The sequence below is a fragment of the Pseudomonas entomophila genome (assembly GCF_013523165.1).
GTDB classification, from domain to species: Bacteria; Pseudomonadota; Gammaproteobacteria; order Pseudomonadales; family Pseudomonadaceae; genus Aquipseudomonas; species Aquipseudomonas entomophila_A.
Genome location: NZ_JAAMQI010000036.1, coordinates 1 through 23,937, shown reverse-complemented (window position 1 = coordinate 23,937; position 23,937 = coordinate 1). Strand labels below are relative to the sequence as shown.

Sequence of the window (23,937 nt, the reverse complement as noted above, 5' to 3'; positions counted from 1 at the left end):
GAACTCAGTAGTGAAACGATGCATCGCCGATGGTAGTGTGGGGTTTCCCCATGTGAGAGTAGGTCATCGCCAAGATTCATTTCGCAAAACCCCTATCTGCGCATGCAGGTAGGGGTTTTGTCTTTTCCGCGTTCTGAAACGTCGCGTGTGTCCTCCTCGGCATTTTCAGGGGAGGGCTGCTACTGTCAAACCTTCCTTTTCCTTCAATAAGCCAACTCGCTCTTGATGGTTGAGGTTTCCCGCGTGTCTGTCAGAAGCGTCTGACTGTCAGCCCCCCTGCCTTGCCCGTTTAACTATGACCTTCTCACCGTGAAGGATCTGCAGATGGGCAACGCTCTTCCTCCTGTTCGCCAGAGCGTTTACTCGCATGGGCTGATCTGCCTGGTGATCTCGCTGTTCACCGTACTGTTCATCGAAGTGGTCAGCGGCCGCGCCCATGTCTGGCTGGGCGTGTGGCCCGACTACGAAGACATGCGGCTGCACATCAACGAGCCCCTTGGGCGCCTGCGCTGGTTCCTGAGCGACCTGAGCGGAGCCACGTTCCACAAGCATGAACTGGCCTCGTTGGGCCTCGTGTGCGGCGGTGCGCTCGCCCATTGGGCCTACCAGCGGGCAAAGGCGTGGCAGGGCTTTGCCCTGTGCCATGGCCGCGGACGTTGGTGGTGGGTCGTCGCCAGCTCGGTCGTCAGCCTGTTGCTGAGCCATGCCCTCTGGGGCTGGACACTGCAGGCAGGGGCCTGGCAGCCCACCTACGTGGCGTTCGTGTCGGTCCCTGCCATGCTGGTCATGTCCTTCGGTACCGGGTGGCGTGTGTTGCTCGGTGGTGCCATGCTGGGTGCGCTGCTGGTCACGCCGACCAGCCTGCTGCTGTTCAACGTGCTCTGTGTTCCGCTGGACTTGCCCAGTATCACGGGCAGCATGCTGGGCGTGGCCCTTTCCTGTGCGCTGGTATCGCGTCTCTGTACGCACTGCCCGCACTGGCTCGGTACGCGGCAGTCGCCCTTGACGAGCCGGCCCTCGACGATCGATGCAGGTCATGGCCCGGTATGGGTGCTGCGACGCGTGCTGGCCGACTTCAGCGAGGTCACGTTCTTCGGCAACGAGTGGGCCAGCCTCGGCCTGCTGGGAGGCCTCTTGCTGGCCTACCTGCTGTCGCCTGCCAGTCCTGCCTACGGTTCTCATCTGGTTCCCGAGTTGATCGCAGGCCAGGCGCTGGCCTCGTGGCTGGGCATTCTGATCTGGCGTCGACACTGGATCGGCCTGGGCTGGTACCCCACGTACCTGCCCATCGTCTCGATCGTGCCGGTCGCCCTGTTGACGTATGGTGGCCAGCTCAACGTCATCCTCCTGAGCGCCTTGCTCGGGGCCACCGTCCTGCCGCCCCTGGCCATCGCCATCACCCTGCGCCTACCGGACGACATGCACGTGCACGTTGGATGCACCTTGGCCATGGCCCTCGGCACACTGGTACTGAACCCCCTCATTGGCTTGCTCATCGGCCCTTCGGCGTTCTGAGACGGTAAACCATGATCGTTCCGCGCGTCGTGGGCAATAAAGCCTGGACGCCGTCCATCCTGCACGGCACCCTTGTCACCGATCGCGACAGGAATGCGATCGCACGTGACTTTCGCGTACCTGGGCTGCGTCAAGACCTTGTCCGTGATCCACAGAACAGGTCCACGGACCGATCGATGCAGCGCTGTGCGCTGATACATGCCCGGATTCACCACCGCACTATCACTTGAGGTAACAAGCAAGATGGCCAAGGCCGCCGATGTCGTTGTGCAATGCCTGGAAAACGAAGGTGTCGAGTTTGTATTCGGCATCCCGGGTGAGGAGAACCTCGACCTGCTCGAGTCCCTGCGCAAGTCCAAGATCAAGTTGGTACTGACCCGTCACGAACAGTCCGCAGGCTTCATGGCCGCCACCTACGGCCGTCTGACCGGCAAGACCGGTGTCAGCCTGTCGACGCTCGGCCCAGGCGCCACCAACCTGGTGACCGCCAGCGCCTACGCCTACCTGGGCGGCATGCCGATGATGATGATCACAGGGCAAAAGCCGATCAAGAAGTCCAAGCAGGGCCGGTTCCAGATCATCGACGTCTGCGGCATGATGGACCCCATCACCAAGTACACCCACCAGTTCGCCTCGGCCGACAACATCCCGGCCCGCATGCGCGAAGCCTTCCGTCTGGCTGAAGAAGAGAAGCCGGGTGCGGTGCATCTGGAGCTGCCTGAAGACATCGCGGCCGAGCAGACCGATGCCCTGCCGATCCCGCGCAGCCTGCACCGTCGTCCGCTGGCCGAGCACAAGGCCATCGAAGCGGCCGTGCAGAAGCTCAAGAACGCTCGCAGCCCCATCCTGGTGATCGGTGCCGGCGCCAACCGCAAGATGACCGCCAAGGTCCTCAAGCAGCTGATCGACAAGACCGGCATCCCGTTCATCACCACCCAGATGGGCAAGGGCGTGGTCGACGAGCGTCACCCGCGCTTCCTCGGTAACGCCGCCCTGTCGTCGGGTGACTTCGTGCACCGCGCCGTCGAGGCCGCCGACCTGATCATCAACATCGGTCACGACGTGATCGAGAAGCCGCCGTTCTTCATGGTCCGTGGCGGCACCGAAGTCATTCACATCAGCTTCCGCAGTGCCGAAGTCGATGCGGTGTACTTCCCGCAAGTCGAAGTGATCGGTGACATCGCCAACACCGTCTGGCAGATCGGCGAAGCGCTGAGCGACACCAGCCACTGGGACTTCACCCGCCTGATGGCGATCCGCGAAGCCAACGAAGTGCAGATCGCCGAAGGCGCCGACGACGACCGTTTCCCGGTCTACCCGCAGCGTCTGGTCGCCGACATCCGTCGCGTGCTGCCGTCCGAAGGCATCGTGGCGCTGGACAACGGCATCTACAAGATCTGGTTCGCCCGCAACTACAAGGCGCACAAGCCCAACACCGTGCTGCTGGACAACGCCCTGGCGACCATGGGCGCCGGTTTGCCTTCGGCCATGGCCGCACACCTGGTCTACCCCGAGCGTCCGGTCATCTCGGTGTGTGGCGACGGTGGCTTCATGATGAACAGCCAGGAGCTGGAAACGGCCGTACGCTTAGGGATGCACATCACCGTGGTGATCCTGCGTGACGATGGCTACGGCATGATCCGCTGGAAGCAGGCCAACATGGGCTTCACCGATTTTGGCCTGGACTACGGCAACCCGGACTTCGTCAAGTATGCCGAAGCCTACGGCGCCAATGGTCACCGTGTGGAAAGCGCCGACGGCCTCCTGCCGCTGCTCGAGCACTGCGTGAAGACCCCAGGCGTGCACGTGATCGACTGCCCGGTCGACTACAGCGAGAACGATCGCATCCTTAACAGCGAACTGCGTGAGCGTGCGCTGGCGGTCTGACCCTTGCAATCGCCCGTACTGCCAGCCATTGGCAGTACGGGTGGCACGGTTCTGCATTCACCGTGGGCTGATCTTGTAGCAACACCGCCGTGACTGGGCCAGGATGTGCTCGGTCCTCTCCACACGCGCCCCCAGAATCTGCTCGAACAGCTCCAGTTCAGAGCGGCAGAAGCCCTGGCAATGCGCGGCTGCCGAACAGATCGGGCAGTGATTTTCGATGAAGGTCAGCGTGCCATCCTCTTCGACGGCATATTCGGCCATGTACCCCTCGCGACACCGCGCTTCGGTCAGGCGCTGGACTTTCTCCAGCAGCGAATCCGTCTCATCCATCGCCTCCAGATAAGTCTCGCGGTTCTGCCGTTCGCGGATCGCAATCAGCGTCTCGATGGCCGATTCGCCAAACGCCAGACGCACCGAATCGAGCAGTTGCACGGTCAGGTCCGCATGGGTATCCGGGAAACGGCCGTGTCCCTTGCTGGTCAGTTGCCAGAACTGCGCGGGCCGTCCCACGCCTCGCGCGTGCGAATACGTGTCGACCCAACCTTGGGCAGCCAGCTTCACGAGCTGCTGCCTGGCCGCCTCGGCCGTCATGCCCAATACCTGACCTGCGTCTGCGGCCTGTTGCGGCCCTCGGGTCTTGAGCAGATGCAGCAAGCGTTCCGCCGTGGCCTGTGGCTTGTCCTCGATGTCCCTGTGCTGGCTTGACAACAGCGCGCCCCTCCCTCAAGAATAAAAAAAGAATTAGCTTGTTAAATCAAGCGTAACCCACTGTGCGGTTCTAGACAATTCGCACGAGGATGAGCCAGGAGGCTGTATGGATACCATGAACGCAAGCTGGGGAAGTCTGCTGTCAGGCCGCAATGGCGCGTGCGCGCTTGCGCTGTCGGGGGGCGTGGCGCTGCATGCCATCAACATCTACATCGCGACCACCGTGTTGCCGTCCGTCGTCGCCGAGATTGGCGGGCTGAGTCTGTATGCCTGGAACATGACGCTGTTCGTCGTGGCGTCGATCATCGGGTCGGCCTTGACGGCGCGTCTGTTGGCACGCCGCGGATCGCGCGGTGCCTATGCGGTAGCGGCACTGTGCTTCATGCTGGGCAGCCTGGTCTGCGCCCTGGCGCCCAGCATGACCGTGATGTTGATAGGCCGAACGCTGCAGGGTCTGGGCGGAGGTTTCTTGTTCGCGTTGAGCTATTCGATGATTCAGAGCGTCTTCGCGGAGCGCTTGTGGCCACGGGCCATGGCGTTGATTTCAGCCATGTGGGGTGTCGCCACCCTGTTAGGACCGGCCATCGGCGGCATTTTCGCCGAGTACGACGCCTGGCGCATGGCCTTCGGTATCCTCGTCCCCATCACGCTGCTCTACATCGTATTCGTCTGGTGGGTGCTGCCGGCCAAAGCGGGCGGGAGCGACGGCGGTGCGCTGGCCGTGCCGCAGCTTACGGCCTTGACTGCCGCGGTGCTGGCGGTCAGTGCTGGCAGTGTTTCGAGCGTACCGGCGCTGAACGTGCTGGGCGTCGTCACCGCGCTGGTGCTGGTGGTCTGGATCGCACGCCTGGAGCGCGTGAGCGAGGTTCGCTTGCTGCCGCAGGGCGCCCTCCGACTGTCCTCGCCCTTGTGCGCGCTCTACCTGACCATGGGGCTGCTGGTGGTCGGCATGACCAGCGAAACCTTCGTGCCGTATTTCCTGCAAAAGCTGCAAGGCCAGACACCATTGGTATCTGGCTACATCGCCGCCCTCATGGCCGCTGGCTGGACGGTTTCGGAAGTCATGAGCTCAGGCTGGCAGGCACGAGGTGCACGCCTGGCCATCATCAACGGACCGATCTGCGTGTTCGTCGGCATGGTCCTGTTGGCGGCCGCCAGCCCCATCGCGTCGCTGAACGGTGCATGGGTGATGACCGGCATCTGCGCAGGGCTCGGCCTGGTCGGTTTCGGCATCGGCCTGGGCTGGCCGCACTTGTTGACGCAGGTATTGGTCATCACACCTGAAGCGGACCAGGAAGCGGCCGGCGCTTCGCTCACCACCGTCCAGTTGTTCGCCACGGCACTGGGTGCCGCCTTGGCGGGCATGATCGTCAACCTGGCCGGGCTCGGTCATGGCAGCACGGAAGTCACCACCCTCGGCAATGCCGCGTTCTGGCTGTTCGCGCTGCTGGCCATCGCACCCTTGCTGGGGATTTTCAGCGCCATCAAGGCGGCTCGCACCTTCGTCTCATGAAGCGCTAGTACCTGAGCGTGAGTGATAGCCTCACCAGCCTGACCGATGTTCGCACGCTCACGTCAACTTCTCGCTCGACGAGCAATCTAGCGCACACTGCCCGTACAGGTTCGAGTCGATGTGACCGCTCAATGCTTCGAGACCTCGATCACCGCCGTGAACCCGCTGGCCGGGCGCGGACGGTGCAGGTCCAGGCTTGGACAACCAACCGCGTAAGCAGACGCTGGCCGTGATTAGAACCGCCCTCTTCGCCACGAGGGCGGCCTGGTTGCTGGTCCATCCACAGTTGATCGTTGGCACTCGTTATCTACCGTTTTCTGACGTCCTATGTCGATGACACTGCACGTCCACCTACCTGGACGGACTGACGACATGACGATCGGATCGACACACAACCATCCTGCCGACCTGCGCATCACGCCTGACACGGATCCATTGCCATGGAGTGCGCGCTTTCCCAATCCGCCCGACCTCTGTTTCGACTATCGGCGACTCGTCGAGCAGGCGGGTGGCATTGCTCAGGCGACGAAGTCCACTCATCGAATCTGCATCGTCGGTGCCGGTGTCACCGGCCTCGCCGCCGCCCGCGAGCTTCTGCGTTGTGGATTCACTGAAATCACGGTGATCGAAAAGGCCAAGCGCGTTGGCGGGCGGCATTTCACGGTCGTGGATGGACCTGAAGACTACAAGAAGCCCGCCACACCGTTTGAACTGGGTGCCATGCGCATGCCGTTCTTCAACAGGACAGGCGAGCCGCCAGAAGCAGGCCGGTCACTCATGGCGTATTACAGTCAGCTCTTCGGTCTGAGAACGTCGGACTTTCCGAACCCCGGCACACAATGGGTCAATGCAACCGGTATCTACATGAGAGAAGGTCAGCTGGAGGGGGAGGGCGAACCGACACTCCTGATCTGGCAGAACTCCGACGGCACCACGCCACCCCCAGGCGCAGCGCTGCGACGCGTTCATGGCAAGTGGGAACGTTTTGCGCAGCGGTTCGCAGAGAAAGTGGCCGCTTCGTATGGCACCCACAAGTGGGAAGCCCTGTGGCAACAGATCGTTGAACGTTATCAGTCATTGTCATTCCGTCAGTTGGTCAAGCTGCCGTTTCTAGAGGTTCTCGATCCTGATCGCCCAGGCGACTTCGGCGGCCTTGGCATGACCGAGGACGAGTCGTCCATCTTCTATGCCATCGGCATCGGCGACGGGAGCTGGGGCGCCTTCTATGACGTGTGCTGTCTTTACCCACTGCGTACCGCGTTGTTCGGGTTCAGCAGTCATCTGCAGCTCATTCACGGGCGTGTCGACGAGCACGGGGTGCCGTATGCCGCTCCTTATCTGGATCGCCGGGAAGTGCCAGACAGTGCCGGCTCGATGTTCAAAGCTCCTGACTACCTGGGCGTCAGCGCATTGGATGAGTGTTTACTGTTCATGGAGATACCTGAGATCGAGCGGTCGCTCTATGCACATTGCCTGGAACACCCTGAGGGTCTTCTGACCAACACCTCCGTGGTTCGACTGCAACGCCTGGATGATGGAAAAATCATCGTGCATCATCGTTGCAGCGACGAACCAACATCCAGTGCATCGACTGCCAGCGAAGCTTTCGATACCGTCATCCTGACCTTGCCCTCATGGCTCATCGAAACGACACTCCGCCTGGAAGGTTTTAGCCCTGATCTGTTGCCTTATTCGATAGTCGATGCCTGGAAGCATGCGCATTGGGAGACCAGTTGCAAGGTCTATGCGCGATTGAGCAAAACCTTCTTGGACAACAACCCTCATTTCCCGCAAATCTTGGTCACCGATAGCATCGTCCACGACGTTTACGCCTACCGCTACAGCGAACACTATGACTATGACTGCATCTTGCTCAGCTATACGTGGGAGGACGATGCCACCAAGCTGGCTTGTTTCTCGGATGCAGAGCTCGTAGATCAATGCACCCGGGAGCTGGATCGCATTTTGCTCCGTTGCAGCAACGTCAAGCAGGCCATCTCGCCATTCATCGATACCCGCCACAGTGTCGTGCAGCGGTGGATGACGGACAAACATGCGTTGGGTTGCGCGAAGCTCTACAGAGCCGGCACCTACCAGGCCGCCGTCAGCCTGATGCGATACAACCGAGATCTTGGCGGCGTGTCAGGCCTTTACTTGGCAGGCGAGTCGTTTTCCGTAGATGCTGGTTGGACTGAGCCTTGTTTGCGGACGGCAGTCGACGTCGTGATCAACCTTTGCGCCCACACCCAAGCCTCTTTCAATGGCGGGTTCACCCTGGCGAACTACCCACATTACCGATAGCCATAATATTGCACGTTGTGTCGATATCAGCGGTTTCGCCTAGTCTGGTAGGAAAATTCGCCCAATCTCTGGGAAACCGCTGACTCCTCTTCCCAGGCATGAACAGGTTTAACTGGCGCTTCCATAATAAGAAGGAAGCCGCCATGAACGAGCAAATCGCGCCTGTCAGTCCTGCACACGTTGCCGTCATCCAGTTCGATCCACAGGTAGGCCTCGAGCGCCGAGCAGCGAACGTCAGCAGGAGTCTGGAACTCGCCCGACAGGCTGCGCTGAAAGGCGCGAACCTCATTGTTCTTCCTGAACTTGCCAATACCGGCTATTCCTTCCACTCGCGCGCCGAGGCTTACCAGCACGCCGAGACGCTTGAAGACGGTCCGACCGTGGCTGCCTGGGCGGACTTCGCGTGCGAACATCAGGTGTACCTCGTTGCGGGTTTCGCCGAGCGTGACGGGCTCAACCTTTACGACAGCGCGGTGCTGTTCGGGCCGCAAGGCATCTTGGGGCACTACCGAAAGGCACACCTGTGGAACCAGGAAAAGCTTTGGTTCACACCAGGCGATTTAGGATTCCCGGTCTTTGAAACCCCAATCGGCCGTATCGGCCTGCTGGTGTGCTGGGATATCTGGTTTCCAGAGGTCCCGCGTCTACTGGCCCAACAGGGTGCCGACATCCTCTGCAGCGTCAATAACTGGGTGTGGACACCGCCTCCATTGTTCGACAAGGCTGATCGCTGCATGGCCTCATACCTGACCATGACTGCCGCCCATGTCAACAACGTCTATATTGCTGCCGCCAACCGTATTGGAAGCGAAAGAGGAGGGCGGTTCCTTGGATGTTCGTTGATCGCTGGCACCAATGGCTGGCCTATCGGCGATGTCGCCAGTACCGAGCAGGAATGCATTCTGTATGCCGAGATCGACCTGAGCCTGGCGCGCAGTGCGCCTATCTGGAACAGCCTCAACGATCTGCCTCGGGATCGTCGCGCTGACCTCTACGACAGCATGCTCGGCTATCGCCTGCATGCGCCACTGCCACGTTGAGGAGACGCTCATGAACATATCGTTCACAGCGCCCCGTCAGCGGGGTTTGGGAATGCTGGTCTTGCTGGCACTGGGCGTGGTGCTGATGGGGTTGTTCGGTCACTGGCCTGCCTACGCTCAACTCACCGCTACGCTCGATCAACCTTTGAGTCGGCTACGTTGGATCGTTGGCGATATCAGTGAAGTGGCGTTCTACAAACACGAACTGCCCGCTCTCGGCCTGTTGCTTGGTGCAGGTCTTGCGCATTGGGCGCACCGCTCGGGCAGGCGTTGGCAGGGGTTCGCTGTATGCTATGGCAGTGGTCTTTGGCCATGGCTGCTCGCCAGCTCACTGGGTGGCTTGTTACTCAGCCATGCGTTGTGGGGCTGGACCTTGAGCAGCGGTGTCTGGCAACCGACCTTCGTCGCCTTCGTCTCGTTGCCGGCAGCCATGGTGCTGCTGTTTGGCGGCGGTTGGCGTGTCGCACTCACGGGCGCCGTGCTGGGCGCAGTGCTGGTGACGCCAGCGTCCCTGCTGTTGGTCAACTACGTGTGCTATCCATTGGCGTTGCCTGTGGTAATCGGCAATGTCGCTGGCATGGCAATCGCCAGCGTCATTGCATTTTTGCTGTGCAGACGTTTTCCCGCCTGGGTTCGGCCGGAGCAGGCCCCGCGTCCGAAGGTTCAGGCCGCGTCTGTGAGCACACCTGACTACGGCCCGCTGTGGGTCGTGCGCCGTGTTCTGGCAGACTTCAGCGAAGCACCGTTTCTCGGCAATGAATTGGCCAGTCTCGGTCTGGTACTAGGCGCTCTGCTCGCGTACGCGCTCTCGCCCGATGCACCGGCCTATGGTTCAGGCCTGGTGCTGGAGCTGATCACGGGCCAAGCATTGACCTCGCTGATCGGTGTATTGCTGTGGCGTCATCAATGGCGGCAACGCGGTTGGTATCCGACCTACATTCCCATCGTCTCAGTCGTGCCAGCGGCCGTACTGACACTGGGCGGCAGCTGGCACGTCATCGTGCTCAGTGCAATGTGGGGCGCGTTGATGGCCCCCCCATTGGCAGCGGCCATCAGTGATCGTCTGCCCGCCTACATGCACGGTTACATCGGCAACGTGTGCGCCATGGCGATCTGCACCGCCGTGATCGTTCCAGTCATAGGTCTCATCGTAGGAGGCCAATCATGACTGCGCGCAACCGCTTGCCCACGCTGTCGATCGGTAGCCTTGGCGGCACCATCTGCATGGCCTCTACCTCTGGGCGTGCGGGCGTCACGCCTCGTCTAGGTGCTGGCGAACTGCTGGCCGAGTTGCCGGGTTTGACGCAAATGGCGTGTTTGCACAGCGCCGATTTGTGTCTGCTACCCAGCGCGTCGATGGGCTTCGCCGACTTGATCGGCACCTTCGATTGGGCCAAGGCGCAGGTCGAAAGTGGTGCATGCGGCGTTGTGCTCACTCAGGGCACCGATACATTGGAAGAAACGGCCTACTGGCTGGATCTGCTTTGGCCATTTGCAGCCCCATTGGTATTGACCGGCGCCATGTGTCCTGCCGGTCAGGCTGGCAGTGATGGTCCAGGCAACCTGCTGGCGGCTGCCCAGGTAGCCTTGTCGGCCGACAGTCGAGGACGTGGTGCGCTGGTTGTAATGAATGGTGAAATCCATGCGGCCCACCGTGTACGCAAGACCGCCAGTCTGGCACTGGCGGCATTCGAGTCGCCGGATTCAGGGCCACTGGGATGCTTGCGCGAAGGCAGGGCAGACTATCGTCAACCACCTGTGCCTCGCATCACCTTGCCCATCGCGCGGCAGGCTTGCCCACGCGTGGCCTTGCTCGAGGCCACCTTGGGCGCTGATACCATGTTGTTGGAAGCCTTGCCCGATCTGGGGTATCGAGGACTGGTGATTGCAGGGTTCGGTGCCGGACACGTTTCTGCCGAGTGGGCGCGCGTGCTCGAAAGGCTGGCGACACGCATGCCCGTGGTAGTGGCCAGCCGTACAGGCAAAGGCCCGACCGCTCAGGCCACCTATGGCTTCGACGGAGGAGAGATCGACCTGCAGGCTAAAGGTGTACAGATGGCTGGCTCGTTATGCCCGCGTAAAAGCCGCCTATTGCTGAGCCTGCTACTGGCCAACGGCATGGCATCCTCGTTCGCTCGCTTTTTGCCACGTTGAGCGCGGCTCCTTCAACCGCCGCGCTTGCCAAGGGCAACGCGCGGCCCGCTGTGCTAGGGTGCAGGCATTCACCCAAGGACACCTCCGTTCATGCTGCCAGCGCTTTCCGAAAAAGAACTCAACCGGCTCGAAGACCTGCTGATCACCTACGGCAACGACTTCTCCGTCATCAACCTGGCCGAACTCAACGGCTTCTTCACCGCCCTGGCCAGCTCCCCGGCCCGGGTCAACGCCGAGCGCTGGCTGCCTGCCGTCAGCGGCGGCAAGGTACCCACGTTCAAGAGCGCCGCCCATGGCGAAGCCTACACCGCCCTGATGCTGCGTTACTGCGACCAGGTCGCACAGGCGCTGGCGTCGGATCTGGACGGTTTCGAGCCATTGTTCGAAGAGGGCGAAGGCGAGGAGGGCCCGGTCATCATTCTGGAAGAGTGGTGCTTTGGCTACATGCGCGGCACCCAGGTCGCCGAATGGGCGGCCTTGCCTGCCGAGCAGGACGCGCTGCTCAAGACGATTTCCCTGCATGGCCTGGAAGACAACGTCGAGCTGCTCGACGCCATGAGCGAGGCGCAGCGTCAGGCCTGCGTGCCCGAGGTCGTCGAGGCCGTGCGTGGGCTCTACCGTTACCAACAGCAGTTTGCGGCCAGCACCCGACACTGAGTGGCGCGAGCGAGGATCTGGACGTGCCTGGACGGGACCCGCCAGCCGGCCACCGCCGGTAGATGAACGACGAGGAGCGCCGTGTGGCGCCCCATGTGCGGGTGATTGGCGCCTACGGCAATTTCGGCCGCATCGTGTGCCGACACCTGAATCGTCGATCAGACATCGCCCTCACCCTGGCAGGTCGCGATTCTGAGGCGCTGCGTGAGCAGGCCGCACACCTCCGCTGGGGACTGATCGCCGACCATCGTCCCTGGGCCGTGAGGCTGCACCATCTGGGCCTGCGGTCATAGCCATGCCCACCGAACCACGCTTCGATGCGCTCCACATGACCAGGCGTCGTGCTGCGCAAGACCCAATCGGTGCGGGATGAGGGGGTGGCCTTTCGCTCCATGAAGGGGCTCGCTGTCGAAGGTCCTTGACGCCAGTGTCTCGAGACCGGTCAGTGTAGTGAAGCATGCGAACCTTGGCGCCCCATGCAAAAAGCCACCTGTGCCTTGCGGCGCAGGTGGCTTTCATCAGGTCGGACGCCAGGGGTGCTGCCTGTCTCAGGTGTCTGGAAGACCGTTGCGTCTCACGACACCCTAGCAGGCCTCATCTCAGTCCCAGCTCAACGCCCCACCGGTCTGGTACTCGATCACACGGGTCTCGAAGAAGTTCTTCTCTTTCTTCAGGTCCATGATCTCGCTCATCCACGGGAACGGGTTGGTGGTCCCTGGGTACTCTTCCTTCAGGCCGATCTGAGTCAGGCGACGGTTGGCGATGAACTTGAGGTAGTCCTCCATCATCGCCGCGTTCATGCCCAGCACGCCGCGCGGCATGGTGTCGCGTGCGTATTCGATCTCCAGCTGGGTGCCCTGCAGGATCATCTGGGTCGCTTCTTCCTTCATCTCGGCGTCCCACAGGTGCGGGTTCTCGATCTTGATCTGGTTGATCACGTCGATGCCGAAGTTCAGGTGCATGGACTCGTCACGCAGGATGTACTGGAACTGCTCGGCGACGCCGGTCATCTTGTTGCGACGACCCATGGACAGGATCTGGGTGAAGCCGCAGTAGAAGAAGATGCCTTCGAGCACGCAGTAGTAGGCGATCAGGTTGCGCAGCAGCTCCTTGTCGGTCTCGACGGTGCCGGTGTCGAATTCCGGGTCGGAGATGGCGCGGGTGTACTTCAGGCCCCAGGCGGCTTTCTTCGCCACCGACGGGATCTCGTGGTACATGTTGAAGATCTCGCCTTCGTCCATGCCCAGCGATTCGATGCAGTACTGGTAGGCGTGGGTGTGGATCGCCTCTTCGAAAGCCTGGCGCAGGATGTACTGGCGGCACTCCGGGTTGGTGATCAGGCGGTACACGGCCAGGGCCAGGTTGTTGGCGACCAGCGAGTCGGCGGTGGAGAAGAAGCCGAGGTTGCGCATCACGATGCGGCGCTCGTCTTCGGTCAGGCCGTCCTGGGCACGCCACAGGGCGATGTCCGCGGTCATGTTGACCTCTTGCGGCATCCAGTGGTTGGCGCAGCCGTCCAGGTACTTCTGCCAGGCCCAGTCGTACTTGAAGGGCACCAGCTGGTTGAGGTCGGCGCGGCAGTTGATCATGCGCTTCTCGTCGACCGCGACACGGGCCGAGGAGCCTTCCAGCTCGGCCAGGCCTTCGGCGATGTCGAGCTTGTCCAGCGATGCCTTGGCGCGCTTGACGGCCTCGGAGTCGGTGGCAACGACGGCACGGGCCTGTTGCGCGGCGGCATCGCCGGCGCTGTCGAGCTTGTCCAGGGAAGTGGCCGCTTCGGCCTGGGCCGCGTGGGTGTTGCCTTTGGCGGCGACGTCGCCGTCTTCTTTATCGAATTCGTCCCAGCTCAGCATGGTGAGAATCTCCTGCTCGAGGGGCCTTCCATGACGGAAGACCGGTGGATCATGGTTGCGGTGCCTGAGCCCCGTGTGGGGTACTGCGGGTGCACGCAAATCGGGAGGCCCCCGAAAGGGGCGGGCTGACGCTACGCGGCGTCGGCCTGTTGTAGGGGGCTGCACGGTGGAGTGACCCGTTCGACGGAACGATGGACCCCGACCGTGCATCCTTGGTGCTGTCACGGCAGCCCTGGCGCGACGAAGCGCCTGGGTGAAGAGGCCTTCCGGGAAAGGCCTCGCGTGGCGTGTTACTGGCACGCCTCGCAATCCGGCTCGTCGATCGCGCAGGCCTTCGGCACCGGGGCAGGGCCGGCGGCCTGGACCGGGGCGCTGTCGCCACCGCTGGACACGGCGTTGAGCTTGCCGGTGTTGATGGTCGACTTCTCGGTGCTGGTCGCGGCCAGGGCACGGAGGTAGTAGGTGGTCTTCAGACCGCGGTACCAGGCCATGCGGTAGGTCACGTCGAGCTTCTTGCCCGAGGCGCCGGCGATGTACAGGTTCAGCGACTGCGCCTGGTCGATCCACTTCTGGCGACGGCTGGCGGCATCGACGATCCACTTGGTCTCGACTTCGAACGCGGTGGCGTACAGGTCCTTGAGCTCTTGCGGAATGCGCTCGATCTGCTGCACGGAGCCATCGTAGTACTTGAGGTCGTTGATCATGACCGAGTCCCACAGGTCACGCGCCTTGAGGTCGCGGACCAGGTAGGGGTTGATCACGGTGAACTCGCCCGACAGGTTCGACTTGACGTACAGGTTCTGGTACGTCGGCTCGATCGACTGCGACACGCCGGTGATGTTGGCGATGGTCGCGGTCGGCGCGATGGCCATGATGTTCGAGTTACGGATGCCGTTCTGCACGCGGGCACGGACCGGTGCCCAGTCCAGGCTTTCGTTGAGGTCGACGTCGATGTACTTCTGACCACGGGCCTCGATCAGGATCTGCTGCGAATCCAGCGGCAGGATGCCCTTGGACCACAGCGAGCCCTGGAACGTCTCGTAGGCGCCACGCTCGTCGGCCAGGTCGCAGGACGCCTGGATCGCGTAGTAGCTGACCGCTTCCATCGACTTGTCGGCGAACTCGACCGCGGCATCGGAACCGTACGGGATGTGCTGCAGGTACAGCGCGTCCTGGAAGCCCATGATGCCCAGGCCGACCGGACGGTGCTTGAGGTTCGAGTTGCGCGCCTGCGGCACCGAGTAGTAGTTGATGTCGATCACGTTGTCGAGCATGCGCACGGCGGTGTTGACGGTGCGCTGCAGCTTGGCGGTGTCCAGCTTGCCGTCCGTGATGTGGTTCGGCAGGTTGATCGAGCCCAGGTTGCAGACGGCGATCTCGTCCTTGTTGGTGTTCAAGGTGATCTCGGTGCACAGGTTGGAGCTGTGCACGACGCCCACGTGCTGCTGCGGCGAGCGCAGGTTGCACGGGTCCTTGAAGGTCAGCCACGGGTGGCCGGTCTCGAACAGCATCGAGAGCATCTTGCGCCACAGGTCCTTGGCCTGGATGGTCTTGAACACCTTGATCTTGTTGTACTCGGTCAGGGCTTCGTAGTACTCGTAGCGCTCTTCGAAGGCCTTGCCGGTCAGGTCGTGCAGGTCCGGCACTTCCGAGGGCGAGAACAGGGTCCACTTGCCGTCGTCGAAGACGCGCTTCATGAACAGGTCCGGGATCCAGTTGGCGGTGTTCATGTCGTGGGTACGGCGACGATCGTCACCGGTGTTCTTGCGCAGCTCGATGAACTCTTCGATGTCCAGGTGCCAGGTTTCCAGGTACGCACAGACCGCGCCCTTGCGCTTGCCACCCTGGTTGACCGCCACGGCGGTGTCGTTGACCACCTTGAGGAACGGCACGACGCCCTGGGACTTGCCGTTGGTGCCCTTGATGTACGAGCCCAGCGCACGGACCGGGGTCCAGTCGTTGCCCAGGCCACCGGCGAATTTCGACAGCATGGCGTTGTCGTGGATCGCGTGGTAGATGCCCGACAGGTCGTCCGGCACGGTGGTCAGGTAGCAGCTCGACAGCTGCGGGCGCAGGGTACCGGCGTTGAACAGGGTCGGGGTCGAGGCCATGTAGTCGAAGGACGACAGCAAGGTGTAGAACTCGATCGCACGGGCTTCCTTGTCGGCCTCTTCCAGCGCCAGGCCCATGGCCACGCGCATGAAGAACACCTGTGGCAGCTCGAAGCGCACGCCATCCTTGTGGATGAAGTAGCGGTCGTACAGGGTCTGCAGGCCCAGGTAGGTGAACTGCTGGTCACGCTCGTGATCGATGGCCTTGCCCAGGCGCTCCAGGTCGAAGTCGGCCAGCGCCGGGTTGAGCAGCTCGAACTCGATGCCCTTGGCGACGTAGGCCGGCAGGGCCTTGGCGTACAGCTCGGCCATCTCGTGGTGCGTGGCGCTTTCGGCCACGCCCAGGAAGCCCAGGCCCTCGGCGCGCAGGGTGTCCATCAGCAGGCGGGCGGTGACGAACGAGTAGTTCGGCTCGCGCTCGACCAGGGTACGGGCGGTCATCACCAAGGCGGTGTTGACGTCCTTGAGGGACACGCCGTCGTAGAGGTTCTTCAGGGTCTCGCGCTGGATCAGCTCGCCATCGACCTCGGCCAGGCCTTCGCAGGCTTCGCTGATGATGGTGTTCAGGCGCGCCATGTCCAGCGGCGCCTTGCTGCCGTCGGCCAGGGTGATGCGGATCGACGGGTGCGGCTCGACCACGGCGCCGGTGTTGGCGCGGGTGGCGCGCTCCTTGGCGCGTTGCTCACGGTAGATCACGTAGTCGCGCGCGACCTTCTGCTCGCCGGAGCGCATCAGGGCCAGTTCGACCTGGTCCTGGATCTCTTCGATGTGGATGGTGCCGCCCGAGGGCATGCGACGCTTGAAGGTGGCGGTGACCTGTTCGGTCAGGCGGGCGACGGTGTCATGGATGCGCGACGAGGCGGCGGCGGTGCCGCCCTCAACCGCGAGGAACGCCTTGGTGATGGCGACGGTGATCTTGTCGTCGGTGTAGGCGACGACGGTACCGTTGCGCTTGATCACACGCAGTTGGCCGGGGGCGGTCGCAGCCAGATCCGCACTGGAATCGGCGGCTGATGGCACCTGGGCCTGCGGGTTCTCGCGAGTTGTGTCGGTTTGCATGGGGGGTGACTCTCCACATTCTCAATGTTTGTACGGACGTCCGGGACGTCCACCGATCTGCTCAAGCGCTCGACGCCTTGGCGGCCATTGCACGACACAGGTGCAATGGCCCGCAAAGGCCCACCGACGTTGGACAGATCGGAAATAAAAGGGGGCAATCGCCTGCCGCTCCCTGGCCGATGTCAAACGTCCTGGGCATGTGCCCAACATCTGTTGCCGTGGTCTGCCAGGCACTGGGCGCTGGTTTTCCTACCTCGAACACGTCTGGTTCAGACAGGCCTCGAGGGCCTCCGCAGGAGCGGTCTGGTTGGCGACTTCGCGTCACGTGCACGCCGAAAAAAGGCCCTCGAAGGGCTTGAGTTTTCTGCATGACTTGTGTTTGCGATTTGGCGTAAAACCCAACATGTAGTTGGTCGCCGGTCATGGCGATACAAGATAGTGCGGTCGAAGGCCTAATGCAAGACGACGCATCTGTGGATAACGTGTGGGTATTTTGTGCGTAGGGGGGCGCATCCCTTGTAGCTCGCGTCTTACAACGAGATAGCCATTGGTCGGCGAATTTTCTTTGTTTTGCGAGGGAACTCTACGGGCGGTGCGTCAGACACTGACCAGGCTGAGCAATCGTCCCTGTTCCACCTGAAACTGCCCCTGTACATCCTGGCCGGCACGCCAGGTCGACGACAGGTCGGTCAGCAGGCGCAACCGTGCATCACCCTCCGGCGACCAGTGCAGGATCTCGGCGTCCTCGAACCAGAACCGCGTGCCGGTCAGGGGGTACAGGGCCTTGAACAGGCTCTCCTTGAGCGAGAAGGTGAGGGTGACCGTCAGGGCGAGCTGCTGGCGATCCAGGCGTTCCAGCTCGGCAGGCGTCAGGATTTCGCCTGCCAAACGCTCGGCGCGCTCGTCGCTCAACACGCTTTCCACGTCCAGACCGACACCCCCGCAGTCACCCTGGGCGACCACCACGGCGGCGGCCCAGCCCTGACCATGGGTGATGGAGCCATGCACGCCGCTGGCCCAGACCGGCGAGCGGTCCTCGTGGGTCGTCGGGACGTGCTCGCGGCCGTCCAGGCGTTGCAGGGCGGCGCGCGCGCAGACCCGACCGGCCAGGTATTCGGCCCGGCGCTTGGCGACCGAGCGCTCCAGGCTGGGGGTCTGGACGATGCCGGCCCGCTGAAAGTCGTCCGGCGCCAAGCGGGCAGGGTCGAAGGCGCAACTGACCAGGACTGCGCCAGGCAGCGGGCGGGGCAGGGGCCAGTGGTGCTGGAGCGGCGTGCAGCAGAGCGGAAGTCGGTTCATGGTGACCATTGTGCCAGCCTGGCGCAGACGAGGGGAGTGGGCGCAAGCGCGTTCGAGACGGCAGGCTGTGCAGGCGGATTTCCGCCATCACCTTGCCGCTTCCGGGTGAAGGCGGCGGGTTTCCGCCAGAGTAAGCACCTTCGTTGCCCCCGAACGGCGCATCCAAGCCCCGTGAACACGGCGCGTGCCCCGGTACCGTGCACGTTGGCACCGGCCTTGCTAAGCATTGGACAGCGTTCTGCAACCAGCAGCGCCTACAACAAATCCCTCCAGGTGCAGGAGGGTTCGCGCGAGGTGCTTCGACGCCCTGGAAAGGGTGGCGCCGCACACTGAGGAAATTGAGCCATGACGACACGTCAGCCGTTGTACAAATCCCTGTATGTCCAGGTGTTGGTCGCCATCACCGTCGGTATTCTGCTCGGCCACTTCTATCCTGAAACGGGCGTTGCCCTGAAGCCCCTGGGCGACGGCTTCGTCAAACTCATCAAGATGGTGATCGCCCCGATCATCTTCTGCACCGTGGTCAGCGGTATCGCCGGCATGCAGAGCATGAAGTCGGTCGGCAAGACCGGTGGCTACGCACTGCTGTACTTCGAGGTGGTCTCCACCATCGCTCTGATCATCGGCCTGGTCGTGGTCAACGTCGTCCAGCCGGGCGCCGGCATGCACGTCGACGTCAGCACCCTGAACGCCAGCAGCGTGGCAGCCTACGCCGCCGCCGGCGCGCAGCAGACTACCGTGGGCTTCCTGCTCAACGTGATCCCCAACACCGTGGTCGGTGCCTTCGCCAACGGCGACATCCTTCAGGTGCTGATGTTCTCCGTGCTGTTCGGCTTTGCCCTGCACCGTCTGGGCAGCTTCGGCAAGCCGATGCTGGACATGATCGATCGCTTCGCCCATGTCATGTTCAACATCATCAACATGATCATGAAGCTGGCGCCGGTCGGCGCGTTCGGTGCCATGGCCTTCACCATCGGCCAGTACGGCGTTGGCTCGCTGGTGCAGCTGGGCTACCTGATGGCCTGCTTCTACATCACCTGCCTGCTGTTCGTGCTGGTGGTGCTCGGCACCATCTGCCGCGCCCATGGCTTCAGCGTCCTCAAGCTGATCCGCTACATCCGTGAAGAGCTGCTGATCGTGCTGGGCACCTCCTCGTCGGAATCGGCCCTGCCGCGCATGCTGGCCAAGATGGAACGCCTGGGGGCCAAGAAGTCGGTGGTCGGCCTGGTCATCCCGACCGGCTACTCGTTCAACCTCGACGGTACCTCGATCTACCTGACCATGGCTGCCGTGTTCATCGCCCAGGCGACCGACACCACCATGGACATCACCCACCAGATCACCCTGCTGCTGGTGCTGCTGGTCGCGTCCAAGGGTGCCGCGGGTGTGACCGGTTCGGGCTTCATCGTCCTGGCCGCGACCCTGTCGGCCGTCGGCCACCTGCCAGTGGCGGGCCTGGCGCTGATCCTCGGCATCGACCGCTTCATGTCCGAAGCCCGTGCCCTGACCAACTTGGTCGGCAACGCCGTCGCCACCGTGGTCGTGGCCAAGTGGGTCAACGAGATGGACAACGACAAGCTGGCGTCCGAGCTGGCCTCCGGTGGCGCGCCACTGGTCGAAACCCGTCCGACCGACGACCTGGGCGTAGCCGAAGGCCCGGCTCGCTGATCGCTCGACGCGTGTGAAAAAGGCGACCTACGGGTCGCCTTTTTCGTGAGGGTGGCAAGCCCATTTCTGTGGGGACGGCCTTTTTGGCGCGATCCATGCGTCACTGCATCGTGGTTTTGCGGCCCCTGCGGACCCGATCGCGGCCGGTCCGGCGCCCCGGCAGGGGCCGCTTCTACATGGGCCAGTAGTGCTTTGTCAGATCAGCGCTACGGTCCTGTAGGAGCGGCCCCCGTGCCGCGATTGGGCCCGCAGGGCCCATGAAATCAGCCACCCCTACACGTCATGCAAACCACACGCGTACCGCCCTGCGTGTGGCGCCCTCCACCCGATACCCGAACTCACACCACCCGCGTCTCACCCCTGTACTGCAACACCTGCTTGCAGCGCCGACACACATACCGCCGTCCGCCACGTACCAGCCGATGCCGCTGCGCCGTGAACGGAAACTCGCTCTCCGGGCACGGGCAGTGATACAGGTAGCGCAAGACGCTGCGCCGCTCCACGGCATAGCTGTGACAGCGGTCGGCCGGCAGGCCATACACCCCGAGCATGATCGATTGCCACTCGCGGCCGTGGGGCGGGATGCGACCGCCGAACACCTGGTGCGCCACCAGGTGCGCGACCTCATGGGCCACGGTCTGACGCAGGAAGTGCTCGGTGTTCTCCCGGTACAGCTGCGCATTGAACCGCAGCAGGTTCTGCTGAAGGTGCGCCACGCCGGCTTTCTGCCCGCGCAGCTTGAGGCTCACCTCGGGCCGGGGGAAGCGACGGTCGAAGAACGCTTCGGCCTGGCGGTAGCAGGCTTCCACGCGTTGGTTGAGCAGTTCGGGCATGACGAGCGATCTCCTGGCCGGCCATTATGCCTCACGTGCGCCACCGGTACGGCACCGCCAGCCGGCCGGTCGCCCCGTCACGGTCTTCATCGGATTGCCCTACGCGAAACGCCGCTTTGTGCGTAAAATGGCCGGCTTTTGTCACACCTTGCGGATCCAAGCGCTATGGGCACCCTTTCGGTCAATCAGAACAAACTGCAGAAACGCCTTCGACGCCTCGCCGGCGAAGCCATCACCGACTACAACATGATCGAGGATGGCGACAAGGTCATGGTCTGCCTGTCCGGTGGCAAGGACAGCTACACCATGCTCGACGTTCTGCTGCACCTGCAGAAAGTGGCGCCGATCCAGTTCGAGATCGTCGCGGTGAACATGGACCAGAAGCAGCCAGGCTTTCCCGAGCACGTGCTGCCGGCCTACCTCGAGACCCTCGGCGTCGAGTACCACATCGTCGAGAAGGACACCTACTCGGTGGTCAAGGAACTGATCCCCGAAGGCAAGACCACCTGCTCGCTGTGCTCACGCCTGCGCCGCGGCACGCTGTACACCTTCGCCGACGAGATCGGCGCGACCAAGATGGCCCTGGGGCACCACCGCGACGACATCGTCGAGACCTTCTTCCTCAACATGTTCTTCAACGGCACGCTCAAAGCCATGCCGCCCAAGCTGCGGGCCGACGACGGTCGCAACGTGGTGATCCGCCCGCTGGCCTACTGCAGCGAGAAGGACATCCAGGCCTATTCGGACATGCGCGAGTTCCCGATCATCCCGTGCAACCTCTGCGGCTCCCAGGAGAACCTGCAACGTCAGGTGGTCAAGGACATGCTGGTGGAGTGGGAACGCAAGCACCCGGGGCGCACCGACAACATCTTCCGCGGCCTGCAGCACGTGGTGCCGTCCCAGCTCGCCGACCGCGACCTGTTCGACTTCGGCAGCCTGAAGATCGACGAAAACGCGACGCCGCGCTTCCTCGACGTGGTGAACCTCTGACCCATGCGCACCTACACGTGGCTGCATGAATACTGCCTCAACCGCTTCGGCTCGGCCGCTGCGCTCGAGGCGCGCCTGCCACGGCCCAAGACGCCCGAGCAGCTCAGGGCGATCGGGGACGATCGCTACCTGTCGACGCTGGCGTTGCGGGTCTTCCGGGCCGGGCTGAAACACAGCCTGGTCGATGCCAAGTGGCCGGCCTTCGAGCAGGTGTTCTTCGGGTTCGACCCGGAGAAGGTCGTGCTGATGGGCGCCGAGCATCTGGAGCGGCTGATGCAGGACACGCGCATCATCCGCCACCTGGCCAAGCTCAAGAGCGTGCCGCGCAACGCGCAAATGATCCTCGACGTGCAGTACGAGCATGGCAGCTTCGCGGCCTTCATCGCCGACTGGCCGGTGGACGACATCGTCGGCCTGTGGAAGTACCTGACCCGCCATGGCAACCAGTTGGGCGGGCTGTCGGCGCCGCGCTTCCTGCGCATGATCGGCAAGGACACCTTCGTGCCCACGGCCGACATGGCGGCCGCGCTGATCGCCCAGGGCGTGATCGACAAGCAGCCGACCAGCCAGCGCGACCTGGCGCTGGTGCAGCAGGCCTTCAACCAGTGGCACCAGGAAAGCGGTCGACCGCTGTGCCAGCTGTCGGTGATGCTGGCGCACACGGTCAACCACTGACGCCCCGTCGCCCGCGCCTCAGCGGGCCGGTTGGGCGAGCGCCTTGGCGGTGGTCGCCACGCGTTGGCCCAGGGCACGGCACAGTGCGATCTCTTCAGCGTCCAGTGCACGCTTGCCATCGGCCCCGGCATGGTGGCTGGCACCATACGGCGTGCCGCCACCACGGGTCTCGATCAACGCCGATTCGCTGTACGGCAGGCCCAGCACCAGCATGCCGTGGTGCAGCAGCGGCAACAGCATCGACAGCAAGGTGCTCTCCTGGCCCCCGTGCAGGCTGGCCGTCGAGGTGAACACCGCGCCAGGTTTGCCGACCAGGTCGCCGCTGAGCCACAGGCCGCTGGTACCGTCCAGGAAGTACTTCAACGGTGCGGCCATGTTGCCGAAGCGGGTCGGGCTGCCCAGCACCAGGCCGGCGCAGTTGCGCAGGTCGTCGAGCGTGGCGTACGGCGCACCGTGCTCGGGAATGTCCGCGGCGACCGCTTCGCAGTCGCTGGACACGGCCGGTACGGTGCGCAGGCGCGCTTCCAGGCCGGTCAGCTCGATGCCACGGGCGATGTGCCGAGCCATGTCGCGGGTCGCGCCATGCCGGCTGTAATACAGCACCAGGATGTAGGGCGTGCTCATGGCAGGATCTCCAGCACCTTTTCAGGTGGTCGACCGACGACGGCCCGGTCGCCTGCGACCAGGATCGGGCGTTCGATCAGGATGGGGTGCGCGACCATGGCTTCGATCAGCTGGGCGTCGGTGAGGGCCGGGTCGGCCAGGCCCAGGGCCTTGTAGGTGTCTTCGCCGCTGCGCAGCAGCTGACGGGCCGACAGGCCCAGGGCGCCCAGCAGCGCACGCAGGGTCTCGGCGTCCGGCGGGGTCTCCAGGTAGCGCACCACCGTCGGCGCCAGGCCGCGTGCGTCGAGCAGCGCCAGGGCCTCGCGGGATTTGGAGCAGCGCGGGTTATGATACAGCGTCAGATCGGTCATCACAGGTCGCATCCAGCAGGGTGTGGCGGCTATTCTAACCCCAGCGAATCGATCGTTCGCTTCAAACTTCAAGAAGGATGCACCCCATGGCAAGGCGTTTCGCAGCAGCATTGGCCATTACCGCAGGGCTGCTGCTCGGCGGTTGCGGCGCAGACTACGGTGTCGACCAGCACGGCAAGGCCGTCGAGGCGAGCCAGGTGGACGGACACTGGGTGATCCTCAACTACTGGGCCGAATGGTGCGGACCGTGCCGGCTCGAGATCCCGCAGTTGAACACTGCCGCGCAGCGCTGGCAGGCCAGTGGCGTGAAGGTCATCGGGGTCAACTTCGACGGCTTGCAGGGCGATGAACTCAAGCAGGCCAGCGACACCCTGGGCATCCAGTTCACCGTGCTGGCCCAGGACCCGGCCGAGCATTACGACCTGCCGCGCAGCGAGGCGCTGCCGGTCACCTACATCATCGACGACAAAGGCAAGGTGCGCGAGCAGCTGGTCGGCGAGCAGACCCTGGAAAGCCTCAAGGCACGCCTGAAAGCACTGAAGGGCCCCGAGGTCTGAGCAGAGGCTGCAAAAAGCAGGCAAGCCCGCGTGGACGATTATCAAGCGGATGCGCGCGTGAGCTCCATGTTGTGGGAGCGGGCTTGCCCGCGATAGCGTCCGTTCCGTCACCGCCTGCATCGCGGGAAAGCCCGCTCCCACAG

General features: G+C 63.1%; 20 protein-coding genes and 1 rRNA gene. 14 read left to right on the top strand and 7 right to left on the bottom strand.

Annotation, left to right across the window (positions count from 1 at the left end):
- From rrf to G7Z99_RS18925, 3 genes are all read left to right on the top strand, one after another.
- A 5S ribosomal RNA gene (gene rrf, locus G7Z99_RS20310) occupies positions 1-75 on the top strand; the annotation flags it as partial.
- Positions 76-324: 249 nt separating this feature from the next.
- Positions 325-1,515, top strand: a complete 1,191-nt coding sequence (locus G7Z99_RS18930) for a hypothetical protein (protein WP_181096549.1) — start codon at positions 325-327, stop codon at positions 1,513-1,515.
- Positions 1,516-1,758: 243 nt separating this feature from the next.
- A complete protein-coding gene (locus tag G7Z99_RS18925; protein ID WP_181096547.1) occupies positions 1,759-3,402 on the top strand; it encodes an acetolactate synthase large subunit in 1,644 nt (547 codons plus the stop codon).
- 57 nt (positions 3,403-3,459) lie between these two features.
- On the opposite strand, the gene G7Z99_RS18920 is transcribed toward G7Z99_RS18925, so the two are convergent.
- Positions 3,460-3,993, bottom strand: a complete 534-nt coding sequence (locus G7Z99_RS18920; protein WP_258197089.1) for a helix-turn-helix transcriptional regulator — start codon at positions 3,991-3,993, stop codon at positions 3,460-3,462.
- A gap of 223 nt (positions 3,994-4,216) precedes the next feature.
- Here G7Z99_RS18920 and G7Z99_RS18915 point away from each other — a divergent pair, with 223 nt between their 5' ends.
- The 7 genes from G7Z99_RS18915 to G7Z99_RS18885 all read left to right on the top strand — a co-directional run bounded on the left by G7Z99_RS18915 (position 4,217) and on the right by G7Z99_RS18885 (position 12,068).
- Positions 4,217-5,623, top strand: coding sequence for an MFS transporter (locus tag G7Z99_RS18915; RefSeq protein WP_219854294.1), 1,407 nt, complete (start codon positions 4,217-4,219; stop codon positions 5,621-5,623).
- Between the two features lie 372 nt (positions 5,624-5,995).
- The gene (locus G7Z99_RS18910; protein ID WP_181096545.1) at positions 5,996-7,924 is read left to right on the top strand and encodes a flavin monoamine oxidase family protein; all 1,929 of its coding nucleotides are present in this window, start codon (positions 5,996-5,998) and stop codon (positions 7,922-7,924) included.
- A 143-nt stretch (positions 7,925-8,067) separates the two neighbouring features.
- Positions 8,068-8,964, top strand: a complete 897-nt coding sequence (locus tag G7Z99_RS18905; RefSeq protein ID WP_181096543.1) for a nitrilase family protein — start codon at positions 8,068-8,070, stop codon at positions 8,962-8,964.
- Between the two features lie 10 nt (positions 8,965-8,974).
- On the top strand, positions 8,975-10,132 hold the full coding sequence (locus G7Z99_RS18900) for a hypothetical protein (protein WP_181096541.1): 1,158 nt from the start codon (positions 8,975-8,977) through the stop codon (positions 10,130-10,132).
- Positions 10,129-11,118, top strand: coding sequence for an asparaginase (locus G7Z99_RS18895; protein ID WP_181096539.1), 990 nt, complete (start codon positions 10,129-10,131; stop codon positions 11,116-11,118). The genes G7Z99_RS18900 and G7Z99_RS18895 overlap by 4 nt, the downstream gene beginning before the upstream one ends.
- A gap of 90 nt (positions 11,119-11,208) precedes the next feature.
- Positions 11,209-11,775, top strand: coding sequence for a UPF0149 family protein (locus tag G7Z99_RS18890; RefSeq protein ID WP_181096537.1), 567 nt, complete (start codon positions 11,209-11,211; stop codon positions 11,773-11,775).
- A 62-nt stretch (positions 11,776-11,837) separates the two neighbouring features.
- A complete protein-coding gene (locus G7Z99_RS18885) occupies positions 11,838-12,068 on the top strand; it encodes a hypothetical protein (protein ID WP_181096535.1) in 231 nt (76 codons plus the stop codon).
- Between the two features lie 306 nt (positions 12,069-12,374).
- Here G7Z99_RS18885 and G7Z99_RS18880 read toward each other — a convergent pair whose 3' ends face one another.
- The 3 genes from G7Z99_RS18880 to G7Z99_RS18870 all read right to left on the bottom strand — a co-directional run bounded on the left by G7Z99_RS18880 (position 12,375) and on the right by G7Z99_RS18870 (position 18,097).
- On the bottom strand, positions 12,375-13,628 hold the full coding sequence (locus G7Z99_RS18880) for a ribonucleotide-diphosphate reductase subunit beta (protein ID WP_181096533.1): 1,254 nt from the start codon (positions 13,626-13,628) through the stop codon (positions 12,375-12,377).
- Positions 13,629-13,918: 290 nt separating this feature from the next.
- Entirely contained in the window at positions 13,919-16,798 is a 2,880-nt protein-coding gene (locus G7Z99_RS18875; RefSeq protein ID WP_181096531.1) for a ribonucleoside-diphosphate reductase subunit alpha, read from the bottom strand.
- A gap of 597 nt (positions 16,799-17,395) precedes the next feature.
- Entirely contained in the window at positions 17,396-18,097 is a 702-nt protein-coding gene (locus G7Z99_RS18870) for a 4'-phosphopantetheinyl transferase family protein (RefSeq protein ID WP_181096529.1), read from the bottom strand.
- Between the two features lie 345 nt (positions 18,098-18,442).
- On the opposite strand from G7Z99_RS18870, the gene G7Z99_RS18865 reads away from it, so the two are divergent.
- The gene (locus G7Z99_RS18865) at positions 18,443-19,765 is read left to right on the top strand and encodes a dicarboxylate/amino acid:cation symporter (protein WP_181096527.1); all 1,323 of its coding nucleotides are present in this window, start codon (positions 18,443-18,445) and stop codon (positions 19,763-19,765) included.
- A gap of 338 nt (positions 19,766-20,103) precedes the next feature.
- Here G7Z99_RS18865 and G7Z99_RS18860 read toward each other — a convergent pair whose 3' ends face one another.
- Entirely contained in the window at positions 20,104-20,598 is a 495-nt protein-coding gene (locus tag G7Z99_RS18860) for a SprT family zinc-dependent metalloprotease (RefSeq protein WP_181096525.1), read from the bottom strand.
- Positions 20,599-20,763: 165 nt separating this feature from the next.
- On the opposite strand from G7Z99_RS18860, the gene ttcA reads away from it, so the two are divergent.
- Both ttcA and G7Z99_RS18850 read left to right on the top strand, forming a co-directional pair.
- Positions 20,764-21,588 (top strand): tRNA 2-thiocytidine(32) synthetase TtcA, encoded by an 825-nt coding sequence (ttcA, locus tag G7Z99_RS18855; protein ID WP_181096522.1) that lies wholly within the window; start codon positions 20,764-20,766, stop codon positions 21,586-21,588.
- A gap of 3 nt (positions 21,589-21,591) precedes the next feature.
- Positions 21,592-22,263, top strand: coding sequence for a DNA-3-methyladenine glycosylase I (locus G7Z99_RS18850; RefSeq protein ID WP_181096520.1), 672 nt, complete (start codon positions 21,592-21,594; stop codon positions 22,261-22,263).
- 18 nt (positions 22,264-22,281) lie between these two features.
- Here G7Z99_RS18850 and wrbA read toward each other — a convergent pair whose 3' ends face one another.
- Together wrbA and arsC are read right to left on the bottom strand one after the other, a co-directional pair.
- Positions 22,282-22,887 carry an NAD(P)H:quinone oxidoreductase gene (wrbA, locus tag G7Z99_RS18845; RefSeq protein WP_181096518.1) on the bottom strand — a complete coding sequence of 202 codons (606 nt, stop codon included), beginning with the start codon at positions 22,885-22,887 and terminating at the stop codon, positions 22,282-22,284.
- Positions 22,884-23,237, bottom strand: a complete 354-nt coding sequence (gene arsC, locus G7Z99_RS18840; RefSeq protein ID WP_181096516.1) for an arsenate reductase (glutaredoxin) — start codon at positions 23,235-23,237, stop codon at positions 22,884-22,886. Before arsC ends, wrbA begins: the two co-directional genes overlap by 4 nt.
- 86 nt (positions 23,238-23,323) lie before the next feature.
- Here arsC and G7Z99_RS18835 point away from each other — a divergent pair, with 86 nt between their 5' ends.
- Positions 23,324-23,794 (top strand): TlpA family protein disulfide reductase, encoded by a 471-nt coding sequence (locus G7Z99_RS18835; protein WP_181096513.1) that lies wholly within the window; start codon positions 23,324-23,326, stop codon positions 23,792-23,794.
- The last annotated feature ends 143 nt before the right edge of the window (positions 23,795-23,937 follow it).